This window comes from Agrobacterium sp. 719_389, assembly GCF_900188475.1.
Classification (GTDB): Bacteria; Pseudomonadota; Alphaproteobacteria; order Rhizobiales; family Rhizobiaceae; genus Agrobacterium; species Agrobacterium radiobacter.
In genome coordinates this window covers 604,409-623,166 of the sequence record NZ_FYEM01000002.1, presented here as the reverse complement: position 1 = coordinate 623,166, position 18,758 = coordinate 604,409, and the positions used below count along the sequence as shown (strand labels likewise).

Here is an 18,758-nt window from a genome sequence, read left to right as displayed (position 1 = left end):
GCGCCGCCATGGAAACCGTCAGATCAGCGCAGCTCGAATGCGTCCTGAATCTGCTGGGCGCCCTCTTCGGAGGTCATCTGGCCGGAAACGATCTCGACTGAAATATCGTTGACGACACGGCCGACGGCGGCGCCCAGCGTCTGATCGAAGAAGTTCTGGTGCCAGGTGGAGGCGGCAAGCTGTTTTGCCGAATCCGCCAGCAGCGGGTTCTTCACCGCACCGGCGGCACCCGTGGCAACCGGCAGGATCATGCCGGCGGTCGCCATCTTCTCTTCGCTTTCCTTGCTGGTCAGGAAGGTTGCGAAATCGATCGCTTCCTTGGAGGCGTTCTTGGTGAGCGCCCAGCCGTTCAGGCCGCCCAGCGTATCGGTGGCCTTGCCGGCGCCGCCTTCGACAACCGGGAAGGCGAAGCGGCCGATATTTTCAGGGGCGAGCCCCTTGCCGTCACCGGCATTCTTGCGCTGGTTGGCTTCCGTATTGTCGAAACCGAGAATAATCGCCGCCTTGCCGTCGCCGAAGACGCCGAGCGCCTGTGGCCAGGTGGAGCCGAGATATCCGGGCTGGAAGGGTTCGAGCTTGCCGAACTCGGCCAGCTGTTCACCGGCCTTGATGATCGCCGGGTCCATGAAACCTTCGCCTTCGCCCTTGCGGGCGGCATCGAACACGGCCTGCCCGCCATTGCGCATGACGAGATAGCTCCAGTAGAAATGGATCGGCCATTTTTCACCGCCGCCGCCGGCGATCGGGACGATACCGGCTTCCTTGATCTTCTTGACCGTGGCGCTGAAATCGTCCCATGTCTTGATGTCCTCCGCCTTCACACCGGCCTTGGCGAAAAGCTCCTTGTTATAAAAGAAGCTGACGAGGCTGACACGGTAAGGCACGGCCCAGACCTTGCCGTCAAAAGACAGGCCGTCGATTGCGGACGCATTATAGGCCTGACGCAGCTTGCCGCCATCGGCGTCGAAAACTTCGGTCAGGTCCTTCAGCGCGCCGGTCTTGGACTGCTCCTCAAGGACGCCGCCACCCCAGCTGTAGAAGAAGTCGGGCACGTCGTTGGATTGCAGCAGCGTCGGCAATTTTGCCTTGAAGGCCTCGTTTTCGAGGAACTGCAGCTGAACATCGACATCTGGATGTTTGGCCTCGTATTCCTTGGCAATCTCCTCCCAGACAGCCACGGATTTGGGGTCCAGCTCCACATGCATCCATTTAACGACGGTCGCTGCCGAGGCGCTGGCCGCGCCGAGCATCAGGGCTATGCTTGTCGTTGCGGCAAAGGCAATCCGCCTGCCGCTCAGGCTTGCGCCTGCGTGCCAATACGTCATGATCGTGATCCTCCCTGGGGTTCCTCACCATTTATTCCCCAATGCGGATTAATTCACCCCACACCCTGCCCGATGTCAAGGCGGTTTGCCAATTTTTTACCCAAACCGCTTGACACACCCCTCCCGACAGACGTTATTTAATCCGCAATCCGATATAAATTCGTTTTAGATCGAACCCGATCGCAGCAGGACCTCATGAAGACCGCAGACCCCGAATTGATGCGCGCGATCAACAGGCTGAGCGTGCTAGACAGCATCCGCCGCCATGGCCCGATCTCGCGGGTGGAAATCAGCGAAAGAACGCAGCTCTCCACCACGACTGTTTCGGCGATTACCGCCTCGCTGCTCGATGACGGGCTGATTCTCACCCGCCATATCGGTGATATCCGTACCGAAGGCGCGCGCGGCAGACCGCGCGTGATGCTGGAACTGAACCCGGATGCCGCCCGCGTTGTGGGCGCCAAGATCGCCGCAAACCGCATGGTTTTCGTCGTCACCGATTTCTGCGGCAATGTGCTGTCAACCCTTGCCCTGCCGATCCGCGTCGACCGCCAGCCCATCGGCGTCATCGCCGATCTGGTGGAAGACGGCGTACGACGCTGCGTCGTTGATGCCGGTCTTTCGCTTGAGGATGTGGACATGGTCTGTCTAGGCCTGCCCGGCGTCATCGAACACCGCACGGGCAGGATCCGCAGCAGCCCTATCCTGCGCGAAGTGAACGTCAATTTCGCCGAGGAAATGACCGCGCGGCTGAATTCGCCAACCATCATCGAAAGTGACGCCCACGCCATCACGCTTGCCCACCACTGGTTCGGCCATGCGCGTGACCTCGAAGACATGGTGCTGATTTCGCTCGAACAGACACTCGGGCTTGGCGTGCTGCACCAGAACCAGCTGTTTCGCGGCGCCGGTGGTCTAAGCCACAATCTCGGCGACCTCGTCATAGGCCTTGCCAATGAAGGCACGGTGCGGCTGGCGAGCCAGGCGGGCGAAAACGCCATTTTAGGCTCCCGCCCGGTGGACGGGCGTTTTGCCGAAGCGATCCGGCTCGGCCGTGGCATGCAGCATGCCCATGCGCTGATTGCGGCTGAAGATCACGATCTCATCGCGGCAGCCTTGCGCGCCGGGGCGGCGCTTGGTCTCACGCTTGCCAATATCGTCACCTTGTTTGCGCCGCCGCGGGTCATCATCACCGGCTCCAGCCTCGAACTTGGCGAACCTTTCATCGCCAGCATTCGCAACAGCTACAACGCCGCCGTGCCGCCATCGCTGGCCGGCGTGGCCGAACTGGTTTTCGATGTTGCGAGCGACGAATTGTGGGCGCAGGGGGCCGCGGCCGTTGCGCTTTACGAACTTTACGAATCGCCATGGAACACAACCGGGCCGGCGCTCTAGCCCGCAGGGTTGAGCAGGCCCAGGCATTTCTGATTTACGGGAGGAATCATATGAACAAGGTCGGTATCGGCATCATAGGCTGCGGCAACATTTCCAGCGCCTATCTCAAGGCCATGGCGTCGTTTCCCATTCTCGATATTCGCGGACTGGCGGATATGAACGAGGAAGCGGCAAAGGCGCGGGCGGAGGAATTCGGCCTCCAGGCAAAAAGCATCGACGCGCTTCTCTCCGACCCGTCAGTGGAAATCATCGTCAACCTGACGATCCCCAAGGCGCATGTGGAAGTGGGGCTGCGCGCGCTTGATGCCGGCAAACACGCCTATTCGGAAAAACCGCTCGGCATCAATTTCACGGAAGGCAAGCGCCTTGCGGATGCGGCAAAGGCCAAGGGCCTGCGCATCGGTTCGGCCCCCGACACCTTCCTTGGGGGCGGACACCAGACCGCACGCCGCCTGATCGATGAGGGCGTGCTGGGCCAGCCCGTTGGCGGAACGGCGACCTTCATGTGCCCCGGCCATGAGCGCTGGCACCCCAACCCGGCCTTCTATTACGAGGTCGGCGGCGGACCGATGCTGGACATGGGGCCCTATTACATTACCGACCTCGTCAACCTGTTCGGCCCGGTCGCCAAGGTGGCGGGCTTTGCGGTTGCACCGCGCAATGAGCGCCTCATCACCAGCGAACCGAAGAACGGTGAAAAAATCCCCGTCCATGTCGCCACCCATGTGTCCGGCGTGCTGGCCTTTGAGAACGGCGCCATTGTGCAGGTGGGCATGAGTTTCGATGTGGCGGGCCACAAACATGTGCCGCTGGAACTCTACGGCACCGAAGGCACGCTGATCGTGCCCGATCCCAACCATTTCGGCGGTGAGGTGCAATTGCTGAAGAAGGGCGGCCAGTTCGAGCCGCAGTCGCTGTCCTCGCCCTATGCTGACGGCAATTACCGTTCCATCGGTGTCGCAGATATGGCCTACGCGATCCGCGAGAACCGTCCGCACCGCGCCAATGGCGATCTCGCCCTGCATGTGCTGGAAGTCATGGAAGCCTTCCAGACGGCGTCGGACAGCGGCACGACCGTTTCCATCACCACCAAAGCGGAGCGCCCTGCCCCGCTCGAAACATCGCTGGTCGACGGCCAGCTCGGCAAATAATCCGCAGGAGGAAATAAATGCGCGAAGCACTTATCGTATGGGGCGGCTGGAGCGGCCACGAGCCGCAGGAATGCGCCACGATCGTCAAGGACATATTGGAGGAAGACGGTTTCAAGGTTTATGTGGAGCACAGCACGGAGGCTTTCGCCGATCCTTCCGTGCACGATCTCAGCCTCGTCGTGCCTATTGTCACCATGTCGAAGATCGAGAAGGAAGAGATCAAGAACCTCACAGCCGCCGTCGAAAACGGCGTCGGCATTGCCGGTTTCCATGGCGGCGCGGGCGACAGTTTCCGCGAATGCGTGGAATATCAGTTCATGATCGGCGGCCAATGGGTCGCCCATCCCGGCAATATCATCGATTACACGGTCAACATCACCCGCCCCGACGACCCGCTGATGGAGGGAATTTCCGATTTCCCCTATACGTCGGAGCAATATTACATGCATGTCGACCCCTCCAACGAGGTGCTGGCCACGACGAAATTCACCGGCGACCACGCCTGGTGGATCGATGGCGTGGTGATGCCGGTGGTGTGGAAGCGCAAATACGGCAAGGGCCGCGTCTTCTATTCGGCGCTCGGCCATCAGGCCAAGGAATTTTCCGTGCCGCAGATGAAGACCATGTTCCGCCGCGGCGCCAACTGGGCGGCGCGTTGAAGCATGCATTGAGAGGCGGCCAAACAAGGCCGCCCTTTCTTTTCATCAGCCGCGAATAATCTCTTCCGCCGCCATCGCCACGCTGAGAACATGGTCGTCCGTGCCGTGCACACCGGAAAGCAGCAAGCCGACCGGCATGCCCGCCTCGCCCGTGCCGCAAGGGGTAGAAACACCGCAAAGATCGAAGAAATTGCCGATCTGGGTGTTGCGCAGGGTTTTCGCATTCATGGCGAAAAAGGCATCATCATTATCAAGAAGCGGCGCGACCTTGGCCGCGACATGCGGCAATGTCGGCGATACCAGCAGCTCCTGCATGCCGATCATGCCGGAAAACGCCGCCGTCATGCGTTCGCGCGCCTCGGTGATGGCGATATAATCAGACATGGAGATATTTGCACCAAGCTTCGTTCGCGCAACCACGCGCGGGTCCATGCGCGCGGCATCCGCACCTTCCAGCCGTGTCTTGTGCAGGGCAAAAGCTTCCGCCGTCACCAGCGCGCCCTTTTCCCTGATCAGATCGAACAGCTCCGAGAAAATCGGAAATGCCTGCCGCCGCACCGAAGCCCCGGCATGGACAAGACGTTCCACCGCCTGCTCGAAAGCGGTTGCGACGCCATCCTCTATGCCATCGAAAAATACCGTTTCCGGCACCACCAGCGAAAGGCCGGAAAGAGGCGCGCGAGAGAGATCGGCAGACGCCTTGCCGCGCATGGCGGCATCCACCCAGACGGCGTCCTGTACGGTGTGCGTGAGCGGCCCGAGCGAATCCAGGCTTTTCGCCAAGGGATAAATGCCACGCATCGAATAACGGCCGCGGCTTGCCTTGTAACCTACCACGCCGTTGAAGGCGGCGGGAATACGCACCGATCCGCCCGTATCGGTGCCGATCGCCACCGGCACCAGGCCGGCGGCGACAGTGACGCCCGCGCCGGACGACGAGCCGCCCGGCAGACGGTGACCGTCCGCAGAAGCAGGATTGCGTGGCGTGCCATAATGCGGATTGATGCCGAGACCGGAAAACGCGAACTCGCTCATATTGGTGCGGCCGATGCAGATCATGCCCGCCTGCTTCAGCGCCGTCACCACATCCGCATCGCGAGACGCAGGCGCATCGTCAGCAAGCACCTTCGATCCGGCCGTGGTCGCCATGCCTTCCAGATCAAAAAGATCCTTCCAGGCCACCGGAATGCCATCAAGCACGCCACAGGAGCGGCCCTCGCCAATGCGTTTTGACGCGGCTTCCGCCTCCACCATGGCCCGCGCGGCCGTCAACTCGACAAAAATGGCCTGATCGGCCTCATTGCCGATCGCATCCAGCGTCTCCTCCGCCAAGGCGCGCGGATCGAGATGGCCGCTCTGGATGAGAACGGAAAGCTGCGCGATATTTTTGCCTCTGTGAGCCATGGATATCTTCCCTGAAAACGGCATGTTGCGCACAACATGCCGTTTATCGACCCGTTGGCAAGGTCAATCATCGCGCCATCTATGCCCCCAGACGCCGGATCAGGAAACATGACGAAGATCGCAGGATTTTAGAGTCTATCCTTGACACTTCATCTCTAACCTCCGATTTTTTCAACCTGAGGTGCAGGAACGCCATTTCTTATATAAGCTACGACTATAAAAAGACGGATTAATTCTTAATCGCCTCTAAACTTTGTTGAATTATTTAGCAGACATCATTGAAACGCATGCCCTATAAAATTCCATAAAACAATTATAACGCGACATCGCGGGGGACTATCGCGAATGGAAGAGACTGCCTATCGCGGGACAGATAGACAGGTTGAACCGGGCCACACGCTTCGCTCACCGACGCAACCGGAAACAGGCCGGTTTTCGCGGCGGCGGTCGCTTGCCAGCAAGATAACCTTGATATTCCTGGGCGGCGTGATCTTTTCCTACAGCATCGGCGCACTCGTCGGCTGGTACATGTTCGTCGCCGCCGCCAGCGAGCAATGGCTCAACCAGGCCCGCGTCAATTCGCAGATCGCCAGCGCCACGCTTCGCAGCATCTATACCTATGTCAGCGTCACCGCCGATACCGACGGGCAGGTCAACGGCATATTGACCGACAAGCCGATCGGCGATGATGACTCCATTCTCGTCACCGGCTTCAACCCCAGCGACGTGCTCGCGCTTATCGGCGCGCAGACCAAGAATGCCGTCTGGCTTTTCCGTTATGATGAGGCCGATTCCGGCTTCCGACAGATCGCGGCGGCCTTCGACAACGCCACCGATGACGATGAAAAGCCGCTCGCCACCGATCCCATCTTTTCCAGAGATGCGGTTGCCGCGCGTTTTTCCACCGGTTTTGCGACCATCGGCGAATCCAGCCATTATATCGGCCTTTTGCCGATCATCAGCACGGAAACGAAGAAACCGATCGGCGCGGTCGCCGTCAGCATCGGCGGCTCGGACGCGCTTTATGGCGCGCAGCGCAAGCTGATCTATAATTCGCTCGCCGCCCTGATCGTGGTCTTGACCGTCACCGGCGTGCTTGTGACCGTGATTGCCCGGCATTTCCTGAAACCGGTTCCGGCGCTGGTGCAGGCGACGCTGCGGATTGCCCGTGAGGAAACAGATGTCGCTACGCCGTTTCAGGAGCGGAGGGACGAGATCGGCGACATGGCCACCGCCATCGAGACGTTGCGCGAGGCGGTTCTGGAGCGTGGACGCCTGCGGCAGATACGCGATATGGCGCAGCAGCTGGAGCATATGGCCCATCACGACGCTCTGACCGGACTTCCAAACCGTGTGCTTTTGATGAAGACGCTGGAAAACCGTCTGGAGCAACTGTCGGCGTCCGGCCAGCCCTTCAATGTCATGCTGCTCGATCTCGACCGCTTCAAGGCCGTCAATGACACACTCGGACATGCCGCCGGTGACGCCTTGCTGGTGGCGGTGGCCTCGCGGATTTCTTCCGTGCTCGGCGAAAACGACATGGTGAGCCGCCTCGGTGGCGACGAATTCGCGATCATCCAATCGACGAACGGTGACTGCGAGAGCGATGCGGCGATGCTGGCCGCCCGGGTGGTGCATGCCGTCTCGCGCAATTTCAACCTGGAAGGCAGCGATATCAGCATCGATACCAGCATCGGCATTGCCTGCGCGCCGGGCCACGGCACATCCGCCACGCAGCTTCTGCAACACGCAGATCTCGGCCTTTACCGGGCGAAATCCATGGGCTGCGGCTATTTCGTTTTCTATGAGGCGGGCATGGACATGGCGGCGCAGCACAAGCATGCGCTGGAAATAGACATGAAATCCGCACTCGAAAACCACGAATTCGAGCTGCATTACCAGCCCGTGGTCAATCTGCAGAGCGGTCGCATCGTCGCTTATGAAGCGCTGGCCCGCTGGCGGCATAGCAAGCTTGGCCTCATCACCCCGGACCGCTTCATCACGCTTGCCGAAGAAAACAACTTCATCAGGCCGTTGGGCGAATGGGTTCTGGCACAGGCCTGCATGGATGCGATGACCTGGCCGAAGGATATCAGGCTCGCCGTCAACCTATCCGCCGTTCAGCTTTGCAATGATGACATCGTCCCTGTCGTCGACCGGGCGCTTGAAACATCCGGCTTCCCGGCGGAGCGGCTTGAACTGGAAGTGACTGAAACGGCCATGCTGGAACGCGACAGCAGCGCCCGGGCGCTGAAACTGCTGAAGGAAAGAGGCGTTCGCCTCGCTCTTGATGATTTCGGCACCGGTTATGCCGGGCTCAGCACACTTACCCACGTCGCCTTCGACAAGATCAAGATCGACCGGGAGTTCGTCTCCGGCCTGCCGGCAAATCCCATGTGTTCGGCCATCGTCAACACCGTCATCGACATGGCTGAACAGATCGGCCTGAAGGTCACCGCCGAAGGCGTTGAGAACAGTGAGCAGGTCGAAGCGCTCAAGCTTTCCGGGTGCGACGAAGCGCAGGGCTATTATTTTGCCGAGCCCGCGCCGCTTGCCCGAATTCTCAAGAACCGCGCCGTCATCACTCCGATCACGCAGGATGAATTCGGCGACATCGGTCGGCCGACACAGGAAACCTATTGCCCACCACAAAAAGCCATTTGAGAAACCGGCCGCCGGCCCAGAGGACATAAAATGCGTCTTTCAGTATTTTGCCTTTTCCTCACATGCTTTGCTCCCATCACCCCCTTGCAGGCCGCCGGCGAAGGCGACACGCTTCAGCAGATTGCCAGAACCGCCAAGATCCGCATCGGCTATCGCGAGGCCGAACCGCCTTTTTCCTATCAATTGCCCGATGGCGAGGTCACCGGTTTCTCGACCGATCTTTGTCGGGCGATCAGCGAAGATATTCGCAGGAAGCTGAAGCTCGACCGAATCGAGCTCGAATACGTCAAGGCAACGCCCGCGACCCGCTTCATCCTTGTCCGCAGCGGCCAGATCGACATTGAATGCGCGGCCACGACCAATAATAGCGAACGCCGCAAGATCGTGGATTTCTCCTATCCCAATTTCATGACCGCGACGCAGTTTCTCTCCCGCAGACAGGACAATCTGAAAAGCCTTGCCGATCTCGCCGGACGGTCCGTCACATCCGCCTCCGGCACCGTCAATATCGAGCAGCTCAACGCCGTCAACCGGACGAAGAACCTCAATATCTCGGTAATGCCGACAAAAACCAATGAGGAGGCCTTCGAACTCGTGGTTTCCGGCAAGGCGTCCGCCTTTGTCATGGATGGCATATTGCTCGCGGCGCTGGCGGCGACATCGGAAAACCCGGACCTCTATGCGCTTTCCGAGGAAACGCTGAGCGCACCCGAACCCTATGGTCTGGTTTTCCGGCGCAACGACCCGGCTTTCAAGGCGGCGATCAATGAAAGCCTCAGACATATCTTCACCGGGCCGGCCATTCACGGCCTCTATGAAAAATGGTTCACCAAGCCCATTCCCCCAAACGGCATGAACCTGAACCTGCCAATGGCCGCGTCATTAAAACAGGCCTACGAATATCCAAGCGAATACCAGGACTGAGAGCGCAAAGCGCCAACCCCTATCGATTTTCACGAAGATGTTTTGACGGATTATTTTGGCTGGAGATGCGCGATGCAGAGATCGACATTATGGCTTTTCTTGTTTTTCCTCAGTCTTCTGCCCGCCCAGGCGGCCAGTGACGGCGCCCAACCGCCGACGCTTGAAACCATTGCCAGAACCGGCACGATCAAGCTCGGTTATGCCGATCGCAATATTCCCTTTTCTTATCTTGGCGCCGGGCCGGAACCGATTGGTTATAGCATCGAACTCTGCCTGAGGGTGACGGATTCCATCAAGAGAAAGCTCGGCCTGCCCGAACTGAAGATAGAATTCGTCAAGCGCACCCCCAGCAACCGCATCATGCTTCTCAATGACGGCACGATGGATATGGAATGCGTGGCAAGCACGAATACGGAGGAAAGGCGCAAGGCCGTGTGGTTCTCCTACAGCCACTTCATCACCGGCACGCGTTATGTCGCGCTGAAATCGAGCGGTCTGAACACCGTCGCCGATCTTGCCGGACGAACGGTGGTGGTGACGACGGGAACCATCAATATCAGCCAGCTGAACGTGCTCAATCGCAAATTGGGGCTGAACATTGCCGTGCTGCAGAATGACAGTACGGAGGGCAGTTTCGACATGGTGACGGAAAACCGCGCCTCAGCCTTCGTGATGGATGATATTCTCCTGCGATCCTTCGTCGCCGAGACGGGCAAGCCGGAAGACTACGTCATCTCCAACGAATATCTCGCTCCGCCCCAGCCCTATGGCCTGATGCTCCGGCACGGCGATACAGGCTTCAGGGACGCCGTCAACGAGGCGCTCGGCGAAATCTATGCCAGCGGCGAAATCGAAAAAATCTACGACAAATGGTTCAACGCGCCGATCCCGCCGAACGGGATAAACCTGAAACGCCCGCTGCCAGGTGACCTGGAGGAAGCGTTTCGCAAACCCGTCGACACGACGGCGGAATAAAAAAGCCGCCCGGAAGCGGGCGGCGTCTTTGGCAAAACATCTTCAGGCAGCGCGCAGGTCCGCGCCGAGCGGGATTTCGACGTCGATCTCCAGAATGGAGACATGCTCGTCGCGATCCATCTTCACATGCACCCGGTCGCTGTCGATCTGCACATGCTTGGCGATGACACCGAGAATTTCTTCACGGAGGATAGCCACGAGATCGGAGCCGGACGATGCCCTTTCGTGGGCGAGCAGCACCTGCAGACGCTCACGCGCAAGCGGTGCCGACTTCTGTTTGCGGAAAAGACTGAAGATGCTCATGCAGCCCTCCTTGCGAAGATTTTGGAGAAGATGCCGCGCTTCTCACCCGGGATGACCACCGGAATATCCTCGCCGGACAGACGGCGAGCGGCGTCGAAATAAGCCATGGCCGGCGCGCAACGGGCATCCGCCAGCGTGACCGGCGCGCCGACGTTCGAAGCGCGCAGCACATCCGTGCTTTCGGGAATAATGCCGAGCAGCGGAATGGAAAGGATTTCCAGAACGTCATCGACCTTCAGCATATCGCCGCGCTCGGCGCGGGAAGCATCGTAACGCGTCAGAAGCAGGTGCTTCTCCATGCGCTCGCCGCGCTCGGCCTTCAGCGTCTTGGAATCGAGCAGGCCGATGATGCGGTCGCTATCACGCACGGAGGAAACTTCCGGATTGGTGACAACAACGGCCACATCCGCATGACGCATGGCTAGCGTCGCGCCGCGCTCGATACCGGCCGGGCTGTCGCAAATTACCCAGTCGAAATGTTTCTTCAGCTCGTTGATGACCCATTCGACACCTTCGGGCGTCAGATTGTCCTTGTCGCGCGTCTGCGAGGCGGGCAGGAGGAACAGCGTCTCGAGGCGTTTGTCGCGGATCAGCGCCTGCGTTAGCTTGGCATCGCCCTGGATGACGTTGACGAGATCGTAAACCACACGGCGTTCAGCACCCATGACGAGATCGAGGTTACGCAGGCCGACATCGAAATCGACGACCACGACCTTCTCTTTATTCTGCGCCAATGCGGCGCCAAGCGCTGCGGTCGAGGTGGTCTTGCCGACCCCGCCCTTGCCGGAAGTTACAACGACTACCTTCCCCATATGGCTCTCTCCTGTTCCTGTGTGTTTATCTGTTATCAGCCGAGTTTTGCGGCCTTGATCGTATCGTTTTCCAGCCAGAGCTGAACGGGCTGGCCGCGCAGCTTGTCGTCAATGTCTTCGGCAACCTTATAGACGCCGTCGATGGCCAGAAGCTCCGCTTCGAGCTTGCGGCAAAAGATGCGCGCCGAAACATTGCCGAGCGAACCGGCCATGGCCCGACCGCGCAGGGCGCCGTAAATATGCACCGAACCGCCGGCGATGATCTCCGCCCCCGAGGCGACCGAGCCGATGACGGTCACGTCGCCCTCGGGAAACATGATCGACTGGCCGGAACGCACCGGCTCGTTGATGACCAGCGACTGCACAACGGCCCTGACCTCACCGGCAGCACGCGGCTTTTCCTCCGGCAAGTCGGCGGCGATGGCGACCGGTTCAACCTCGACATCGGAAGCAGGCTTTCCACCCTTCAGCGATGGCGGCATGCCCGGCTCGATCATCGAGGGGCGAACGCCCTCAATGCCCATGATGCCGACATTGCGCTCCGTCAGCGCCGCCAGCAGTTCCTTCAGTCCCGCCTTGTCGAGCGACAGCTCCGAGACGTCGAGAACCACCGGCCGCGACAGAAAGAAGCCCGCCGAACGGGCGGCGAGATCATCAAGCCTCTCCAGCCATTGATCGACCGGAGCTTCGGGGGACAGGACGACTGCGAGGAAGGAGCGGCCTTTGATACGGATCGAACGCTGGTCTGTTAGCACTTTGGTCATCTTAGTAAATAAATCGTTGACAATTAGGTACCTCGAATATGGTTAACAAATGGTTAACGCCGGCCCCAAAGAAGGGAAATCGTTAAGAAAATCCCCAATGCGAAACTCTTCGCGCGGAACTTTCAAAAACCTCGGTTACCTTTTGATTTTGCGATATTCTACCCTCTACGAATGTTTATGATGACAGCTTATCCTTGCAGCAGGCTGACGTCTCAGCGAAGACACGCTCTCCCTCTCCTTCTCCGCCCTGGAACTTCGACTCGACGGGATCGCAGCACGTCCGATTCTGGCACACGATTTCCGACCGGCCTTGAGCCGGCCCTCGATTCCCGGGATGGAAAAGCGATTCCGTTATGTCTTCCGATACTGTAGATACGGGCTGTCCCACAGTTCCAACGGAAGAATGAGATGCACAGCAAAGTCCCGCCGCAGAACCAGATTTTTTCGCAAGAGTTTGCGGCCTTCCTGTTCGACATGGATGGAACACTCGTCAATTCGATCGCCGTCGTCGAGCGGGTCTGGCGGGAGTGGGCCGTTGCAAATGGCATCGAGCCGAATGCTTTCCTGCAGCGCATTCACGGCATGCGGGCCTCGGAGGTGATCCGTCGCGAGGCGATTCCCGGCCTTAATGTGGATGCGGAGGCGGATATGATATTGCGCGCCGAGATGGATGATGTGGACGGCATCATTCAGATACCGGGCGCCGCAGACTTTCTTTCGTCTCTACCGGCAGGCAAGTGGGCCATCGTCACGTCAGCCGTGCGTGAACTGGCTGAACGCCGGCTCGCCGCGGCCGGCATCACTCCGCCACCCGTCATGATCTGTGCGGACGATGTCGTCAACGGCAAGCCCGATCCCGAAGGTTACAGGAAGGCCGCCGAAAGGCTGGGCGTTGCGCCGGAAAGCTGCATCGTCTTCGAAGATGCGCCCGCAGGCATTCAGGCCGGAGAACGCATGGGCGCCGCGGTGGTTGTCATCAACGTGACCCATTCCCACCCGATCGAAACGCCGCATCTTTCCATTGGCGGGTATGGTGAGCTGGATGTCATCATCGGCGACGACGGCGGCTTGAAGCTTGCAGGTAGCAAGAGCTGAAAGCCAGCCCACACATGCGCCGTCATCCTCGGGCTTGTCCCGAGGATCCAACCACGTATCGCAAAGCCGAGCGGTTGCAGATGCCCGGGACAAGCCCGAGCATGACGGAGGAGACGTTTTCGGACTTTGCCATCACCCTCGGTCCAATGACTTGGGCTGATTGGCTTCCGGTTCAAGGCCGGAATGGCGGAAATGGAAAAAGCCCCGGAGTAAGGCAAATGCCAAGCCTCTGTATCGGCCGCAAGTCTTTCGCCCCGCACTTTTCCACACCGGCCAATTGACAGCACCACATAAATGCGTCCTAATAAAATTGGTAAGACCATCTTACCGCTTGCGCGATCGGGGGAGACTTTCGCGCTGGGAGGGACATCATGTTTGTGGCTCTGGAGCCGCGCCGCCTTTACCGGCTGGTCGCGGAACAAATTCGTTTGCTCGTCGAAAGCGGGGAGCTGACCGAAGGTCAGCGCCTGCCGGCGGAACGGGACCTTGCGGAACGCTTCGGCGTTTCCCGCCCGACGGTTCGTGAAGCCCTCATCGTCCTGGAAGTGGAGGGCCACATCCATATCCGCATGGGTTCGGGCGTCTATGTCAGCGCAGCCGGCAGGCAGGCTAAAGAAAAGCCGACGGTGCCGGATGCGCATGGTCCGTTTGAAATCCTGCAGGCGCGCTGCATCATCGAGAGCGCGATTGCCGAGGAAGCCGCACGGCTTGCCAAGCCGGAATGCATCGCCAAGCTTGACGATATCATCGAACGCATGGCCGGTGCGCTCGACAATTCGCCACAGGCGCTCAATCTCGACCGGGCTTTCCACACCGCCATTGCCGACATCATCGGCAATTCGGCGCTCAATCGCTTTACCGGCCTGATCTATGACGAGCGCAGCCTGTCACCCTTTTTCGAAAAGCTCGCCAGCTATTTCGAGGGCCCGCACACCTGGAACCTCGCCGTGCAGGAGCATCGGGTAATCCGTGACGCCATTGCCGCCAACGACCCGGAAGGGGCCCGTGAGGCGATGCGGCAGCATCTGACGCTGTCGCAGAAGAGATTTTCCGAAAGCTTCGGGGAGGAAGCGATCGGGGAAGAGTGACCGTTGCCGCAACCGGCGACGGAAAAAACAGCACATCTGGCTTTAATTCGGGAGGAGTTAAGAATGAAAATCAGATTGTCGACTTTGATGGGCGCAACCGCCGCCATCCTGCTTTCCGCTCTGGCGGCGCAGGCGCAGACCACGCTGAAATGGGCCCATGTTTACGAAACCTCCGAGCCGTTCCACACGGATTCGGTCTGGGCGGCCGAAGAAATCGCCAAGCGCACCGATGGCCGCTACAAGATTGACGTCTTTCCGGCTTCCCAGCTTGGCAAGGAAGCCGATATCAATCAGGGCCTGAAGATCGGCACCGTTGATATCATCATTTCCGGTTCGAGCTTCGCCGCGCGTGACTTCAAGCCGATCGGCGTCACCTATTTCCCCTATATCTTCCGCGATCCGAGCCATCTGATCGCCTATACCAAGAGCGACATCTTCAAGCGCCTCGCCAAGGGTTACGAAGACAAGACCGGCAACCACATCGCCGCCGTCAGCTATTACGGCACGCGCCACACCACATCCAACAAGCCGATTGCCGCCTGCGCCGACATGGCCGGGCTTAAAATGCGCGTACCTGACGTTCCGGCCTATCTCGCCATGCCGCGCGCCTGCGGCGCCAACACCACGCCGATTGCCTTTGCGGAAGTCTATCTGGCGCTCCAGAACGGCACCGTGGATGCGCAGGAAAACCCGCTGACCACCATCGAGGCGAAGAAGTTCTTCGAAGTGCAGAAAAACATCGTCTTGACCGGTCACATCGTCGACCACCTCAACACGGTGATTTCGAAGAACCTCTGGTCGCAGCTTTCCGATGACGACAAGAAAATCTTCACCGAGGTCATGCAGCAGGCCGCCGAGCGGACCACCAAGACCATCGAAGGCCGCGAGAAAAGCCTTGTCGAAGACTTCAAGAAACGCGGCCTGACCGTCGCGGAAGTCGACAAGGCCGACTTCGAGAAGAACGTCATCGAAAAAGTGAAGTTCGAGGACTTCGGTTACGACAAGGCCGACTGGGAAGCCATTCGCGCCGTCAAGTGAGCCAAGATCCGGTGCGGCTCCTTTTGCCGCACCGCCCTTTCTCTCCAGACGGGATATCTCAATGTCGCAGGAAATCCATACTCAGGTCACGCCTGAGGAACTCGCCCATACATTCGACGAGGCGCCGCCCGAGGTTGATCTCAAGGTCTACTCATTCGAAGACTGGGTCACGCTCGGCCTTTTCTGGCTGATGACGGGCTGCGTCTTCCTTCAGTTCTTTACCCGCTACGTGCTTAACAACAGCTACGCCTGGACGGAAGAAATCGCCATCAACTGCCTGATCGGCGTTGTGTTTCTGGGCTCGGTCATGTGCGTTCGCATGTCGCGTCACATCCAGGTGGATGTGCTTTATCACTATGTGCCGCCGCAGGTGGCCCGCGTCATGTCGATCATTGTCGATGTGCTGCGTATCCTCTTCTTCGCTTACACATCCTGGCTGATGTGGCGCTATCTGGAAATCGTCGCAGATGAGGAGATGGTGACCGTGGCGCTTCCGCGCAACATCGTCTTCTACACGGTTCTGGCCGCTTTCGTGCTGATGTTCTTCCGGTCGGTGCAGGTCTTCATCGATAATATGCGGCGTGGCTATTCCGTTCTGGAGCGGCCCGAAGAATTCCAGAGCGCGGGGGACTGATCAGATGCTGCTTCTTATCGGCTCATTTCTTCTGCTGATGCTGATCGGCCTGCCGGTCGCCATTTCCATGGCCTCGGCCTCGCTGCTCTACATCGTGTTCTACAATGTCGCGCCTGATATCATCGCGGCGCAGCGTCTGATTGCAGGTGTCGAGAGCTTCCCGCTTCTGGCCGTTCCCTTCTTCATTCTAGCCGGTAATCTCATGAACACGGCGGGGGTGACGGGACGTATCTACTCGTTCGCCGTCGCGCTCGTCGGCTGGATGAAGGGCGGTCTGGCACAGGTCAACATCATCGGCTCGGTGATCTTTTCCGGCATGTCCGGCACGGCGCTGGCCGATGCGGCGGGCATCGGCACCATCGAAATCAAGGCCATGAAGGATCACGGTTATCCGGTCGAGGCGGCCGTCGGCGTCACCGCCGCTTCCGCGACGCTCGGGCCGATCTTCCCGCCATCGCTGCCCTTCGTCATTTACGGCATGATGGCGAATGTCTCCATCGGCGCGCTGTTCATGGCCGGCATCATTCCGGGTGTCGTCATGACGCTGCTGATGATGATCACGGTTGCGGTCTTCGCCTATATCAAGGGCTGGGGCTCCGATACGCCCTTCAGCCTCAGAACCATCTTTGGTGCATCAATCGAAGTCTTCGTGGTGATGATGGTGCCGCTCGGCATCTATATCCTCACAGCATTTGGCCTGTCGCTGAACCTGTCGATCCTGATCGTGCTGGTCATCCTGCTCGCCTGCGACTGGTATTTCGACTTCTCCGCCGTGATGGCGCTGATGACACCGGTGATCCTGATCGGCGGCATGACCATGGGCTGGTTCACACCGACGGAAGCAGCCGTCGCGGCCGTGCTCTGGTCGCTGTTCCTCGGGCTCGTGCGTTACCGCACGATGACCTTCAAGACGCTGGCGAAATCGACCTTCGATACGATCGAGACCACCGCTTCGGTGCTCTTCATCGTCGCGGCGGCCTCGGTCTTTGCCTGGCTTCTGACCGTCAGCCAGGCGGCGCAGCTTCTCTCTGCGGCGATCCTGACGATCACCGACAGCAAGTGGATATTCCTCGTGCTGGTCAACCTCTTGATGCTGTTCGTCGGCTGCTTCCTCGATACGATTGCGGCCATCACCATCCTCGTGCCGATCCTGCTGCCGCTGGTGCTGCAGTTCCATATCGATCCGGTACATTTCGGCCTTATCATCACGCTCAACCTGATGATCGGTCTGCTGCATCCGCCGCTCGGCATGGTGCTGTTCGTGCTCTCGCGCGTGGCGAAACTCTCCGTCGAACGCACCACCATGGCCATCCTGCCATGGCTGGTGCCGTTGTTCATCGCATTGCTGCTGATCACCTTCGTCCCGGCCATCACGCTGTGGCTGCCGACCGAAATGGGCCTGATCCGCTGACGAACCCCCTGCCCGCGCGGTTCGCCGCGCGGGTTCATTCATTCCATACACAGACATGAGGGCATCGTCATGCAGACACGCGTGGCACGTCTATACGGCCAGAAGGACATTCGCGTCGAAACGCAGGACCTCGTCGAGCCGGGGCCGGGCGAAGTGCTGCTCGCCATGGCGGCGGGCGGCATATGCGGCTCCGATCTCCATTATTACCAGGATGGCGGCTTTGGCCCGGTCCGGGTGCGTGAACCGATCATCTGCGGGCATGAGGCGTCCGGCCATGTGCGGGCGCTGGGGGAAGGCGTCAGCGGGCTCGCGATCGGCCAGCTCGTCGCCGTCAATCCCTCGCAGCCCTGCGGCCATTGCCATTTTTGCCTGAAGGGTCAGCCGATCCACTGCCTTGAGATGCGCTTCATGGGCAGCGCCATGCGCCTGCCGCACGAACAGGGCATGTTCCGCGACCGGCTCGTAGTTCCGGCAAAACAATGTGCAACATTTTCAGACGCAACCTCGCCGGCCGAAGCTGCCTGCACCGAGCCGCTCGCCGTCTGCCTGCATGCCGCAGCCCAGGCCGGCGATCTCGCTGGCGCGAAGGTGCTGGTGACGGGGGCCGGGCCGATCGGGCTCTTGACCATCGCCGCCGCCCGCCATGGGGGTGCAAGCATCATCGTTGCGACCGATCTGACCGATGCGGCGCTGGAACGTGCGCCAGCCATGGGTGCGGACCGCACGATCAATGTCGCGAAGGATGCCGAGGCGCTTTTGCCCTATCAGGACAATAAGGGTTATTTCGACGTTATTTTCGATTGCTCCGCCGCTGGCCCCGCGCTCCGCAGCGCCTTCGCCTGCGTGCGTCCGCGCGGCACCATCGTGCAAGTGGGCGTGACCGGCGATATTACCATTCCGCTCAATGCGCTGGTGGGCAAGGAAATCCTATGGCGCGGCTCGCAACGCTTCCACGATGAATTCGCCATCGCCGCGGGGCTCATCTCCACCCGCAAGATCGATGTGCGGCCAATCATTTCCCACAGTTTTCCGCTTGGCGAGGCGAAAGCCGCATTCGAACAGGCCGGAGACCGATCCGCCGCCTGCAAGGTGCAACTGACATTTTCCGCAGAATGA

17 protein-coding genes are annotated in these 18,758 nt (G+C 59.7%); 12 read left to right on the top strand and 5 right to left on the bottom strand.

Translation table 11 applies throughout. The features are described from left to right. Positions 1 to 23 precede the first annotated feature (23 nt). Positions 24 to 1,325 carry an ABC transporter substrate-binding protein gene (locus tag CFB10_RS06530; protein ID WP_026363945.1) on the bottom strand — a complete coding sequence of 434 codons (1,302 nt, stop codon included), beginning with the start codon at positions 1,323 to 1,325 and terminating at the stop codon, positions 24 to 26. Positions 1,326 to 1,520: 195 nt separating this feature from the next. Here CFB10_RS06530 and CFB10_RS06525 point away from each other — a divergent pair, with 195 nt between their 5' ends. The 3 genes from CFB10_RS06525 to CFB10_RS06515 are packed head-to-tail and all read left to right on the top strand — an operon-like array spanning position 1,521 to position 4,530. Next, positions 1,521 to 2,720: an ROK family transcriptional regulator gene (locus tag CFB10_RS06525; protein ID WP_003506508.1), complete on the top strand. Its 1,200-nt coding sequence runs from the start codon at positions 1,521 to 1,523 to the stop codon at positions 2,718 to 2,720. A gap of 50 nt (positions 2,721 to 2,770) precedes the next feature. Beyond that, positions 2,771 to 3,871: a Gfo/Idh/MocA family protein gene (locus CFB10_RS06520; RefSeq protein ID WP_020011797.1), complete on the top strand. Its 1,101-nt coding sequence runs from the start codon at positions 2,771 to 2,773 to the stop codon at positions 3,869 to 3,871. Between the two features lie 17 nt (positions 3,872 to 3,888). Next, complete coding sequence (locus CFB10_RS06515) at positions 3,889 to 4,530, top strand: ThuA domain-containing protein (protein WP_003506506.1); 642 nt, start codon at positions 3,889 to 3,891, stop codon at positions 4,528 to 4,530. Positions 4,531 to 4,575: 45 nt separating this feature from the next. Here CFB10_RS06515 and CFB10_RS06510 read toward each other — a convergent pair whose 3' ends face one another. Beyond that, complete coding sequence (locus tag CFB10_RS06510) at positions 4,576 to 5,934, bottom strand: amidase (protein ID WP_020011798.1); 1,359 nt, start codon at positions 5,932 to 5,934, stop codon at positions 4,576 to 4,578. A gap of 345 nt (positions 5,935 to 6,279) precedes the next feature. On the opposite strand from CFB10_RS06510, the gene CFB10_RS06505 reads away from it, so the two are divergent. From CFB10_RS06505 to CFB10_RS06495, 3 genes are all read left to right on the top strand, one after another. Continuing rightward, positions 6,280 to 8,598, top strand: coding sequence for an EAL domain-containing protein (locus CFB10_RS06505; protein ID WP_020011799.1), 2,319 nt, complete (start codon positions 6,280 to 6,282; stop codon positions 8,596 to 8,598). A 30-nt stretch (positions 8,599 to 8,628) separates the two neighbouring features. Beyond that, positions 8,629 to 9,522, top strand: a complete 894-nt coding sequence (locus tag CFB10_RS06500) for an amino acid ABC transporter substrate-binding protein (RefSeq protein ID WP_026363946.1) — start codon at positions 8,629 to 8,631, stop codon at positions 9,520 to 9,522. A gap of 72 nt (positions 9,523 to 9,594) precedes the next feature. After that, positions 9,595 to 10,497, top strand: coding sequence for an amino acid ABC transporter substrate-binding protein (locus tag CFB10_RS06495; RefSeq protein ID WP_026363947.1), 903 nt, complete (start codon positions 9,595 to 9,597; stop codon positions 10,495 to 10,497). A 42-nt stretch (positions 10,498 to 10,539) separates the two neighbouring features. Here CFB10_RS06495 and minE read toward each other — a convergent pair whose 3' ends face one another. From minE to minC, 3 genes are read right to left on the bottom strand one after another with little or no spacing between them, the layout of a single operon-like run. After that, positions 10,540 to 10,800 carry a cell division topological specificity factor MinE gene (gene minE, locus CFB10_RS06490; protein WP_003506500.1) on the bottom strand — a complete coding sequence of 87 codons (261 nt, stop codon included), beginning with the start codon at positions 10,798 to 10,800 and terminating at the stop codon, positions 10,540 to 10,542. Continuing rightward, positions 10,797 to 11,612 (bottom strand): septum site-determining protein MinD, encoded by an 816-nt coding sequence (gene minD / locus CFB10_RS06485; protein WP_003506498.1) that lies wholly within the window; start codon positions 11,610 to 11,612, stop codon positions 10,797 to 10,799. The genes minE and minD overlap by 4 nt, the downstream gene beginning before the upstream one ends. 35 nt (positions 11,613 to 11,647) lie before the next feature. Further along, complete coding sequence (gene minC, locus CFB10_RS06480) at positions 11,648 to 12,376, bottom strand: septum site-determining protein MinC (RefSeq protein WP_020011802.1); 729 nt, start codon at positions 12,374 to 12,376, stop codon at positions 11,648 to 11,650. A 408-nt stretch (positions 12,377 to 12,784) separates the two neighbouring features. Here minC and CFB10_RS06475 point away from each other — a divergent pair, with 408 nt between their 5' ends. From CFB10_RS06475 to CFB10_RS06450, 6 genes are all read left to right on the top strand, one after another. Then, the gene (locus CFB10_RS06475; RefSeq protein ID WP_020011803.1) at positions 12,785 to 13,471 is read left to right on the top strand and encodes an HAD family hydrolase; all 687 of its coding nucleotides are present in this window, start codon (positions 12,785 to 12,787) and stop codon (positions 13,469 to 13,471) included. Positions 13,472 to 13,842: 371 nt separating this feature from the next. Continuing rightward, positions 13,843 to 14,559 carry a FadR/GntR family transcriptional regulator gene (locus tag CFB10_RS06470; protein ID WP_020011804.1) on the top strand — a complete coding sequence of 239 codons (717 nt, stop codon included), beginning with the start codon at positions 13,843 to 13,845 and terminating at the stop codon, positions 14,557 to 14,559. Between the two features lie 63 nt (positions 14,560 to 14,622). After that, the gene (locus CFB10_RS06465; RefSeq protein ID WP_026363948.1) at positions 14,623 to 15,597 is read left to right on the top strand and encodes a sialic acid TRAP transporter substrate-binding protein SiaP; all 975 of its coding nucleotides are present in this window, start codon (positions 14,623 to 14,625) and stop codon (positions 15,595 to 15,597) included. Positions 15,598 to 15,658: 61 nt separating this feature from the next. Then, complete coding sequence (locus CFB10_RS06460) at positions 15,659 to 16,231, top strand: TRAP transporter small permease (protein ID WP_020011806.1); 573 nt, start codon at positions 15,659 to 15,661, stop codon at positions 16,229 to 16,231. A gap of 4 nt (positions 16,232 to 16,235) precedes the next feature. After that, positions 16,236 to 17,642 (top strand): TRAP transporter large permease, encoded by a 1,407-nt coding sequence (locus CFB10_RS06455; RefSeq protein WP_020011807.1) that lies wholly within the window; start codon positions 16,236 to 16,238, stop codon positions 17,640 to 17,642. Positions 17,643 to 17,711: 69 nt separating this feature from the next. Next, complete coding sequence (locus CFB10_RS06450) at positions 17,712 to 18,758, top strand: L-idonate 5-dehydrogenase (protein WP_020011808.1); 1,047 nt, start codon at positions 17,712 to 17,714, stop codon at positions 18,756 to 18,758.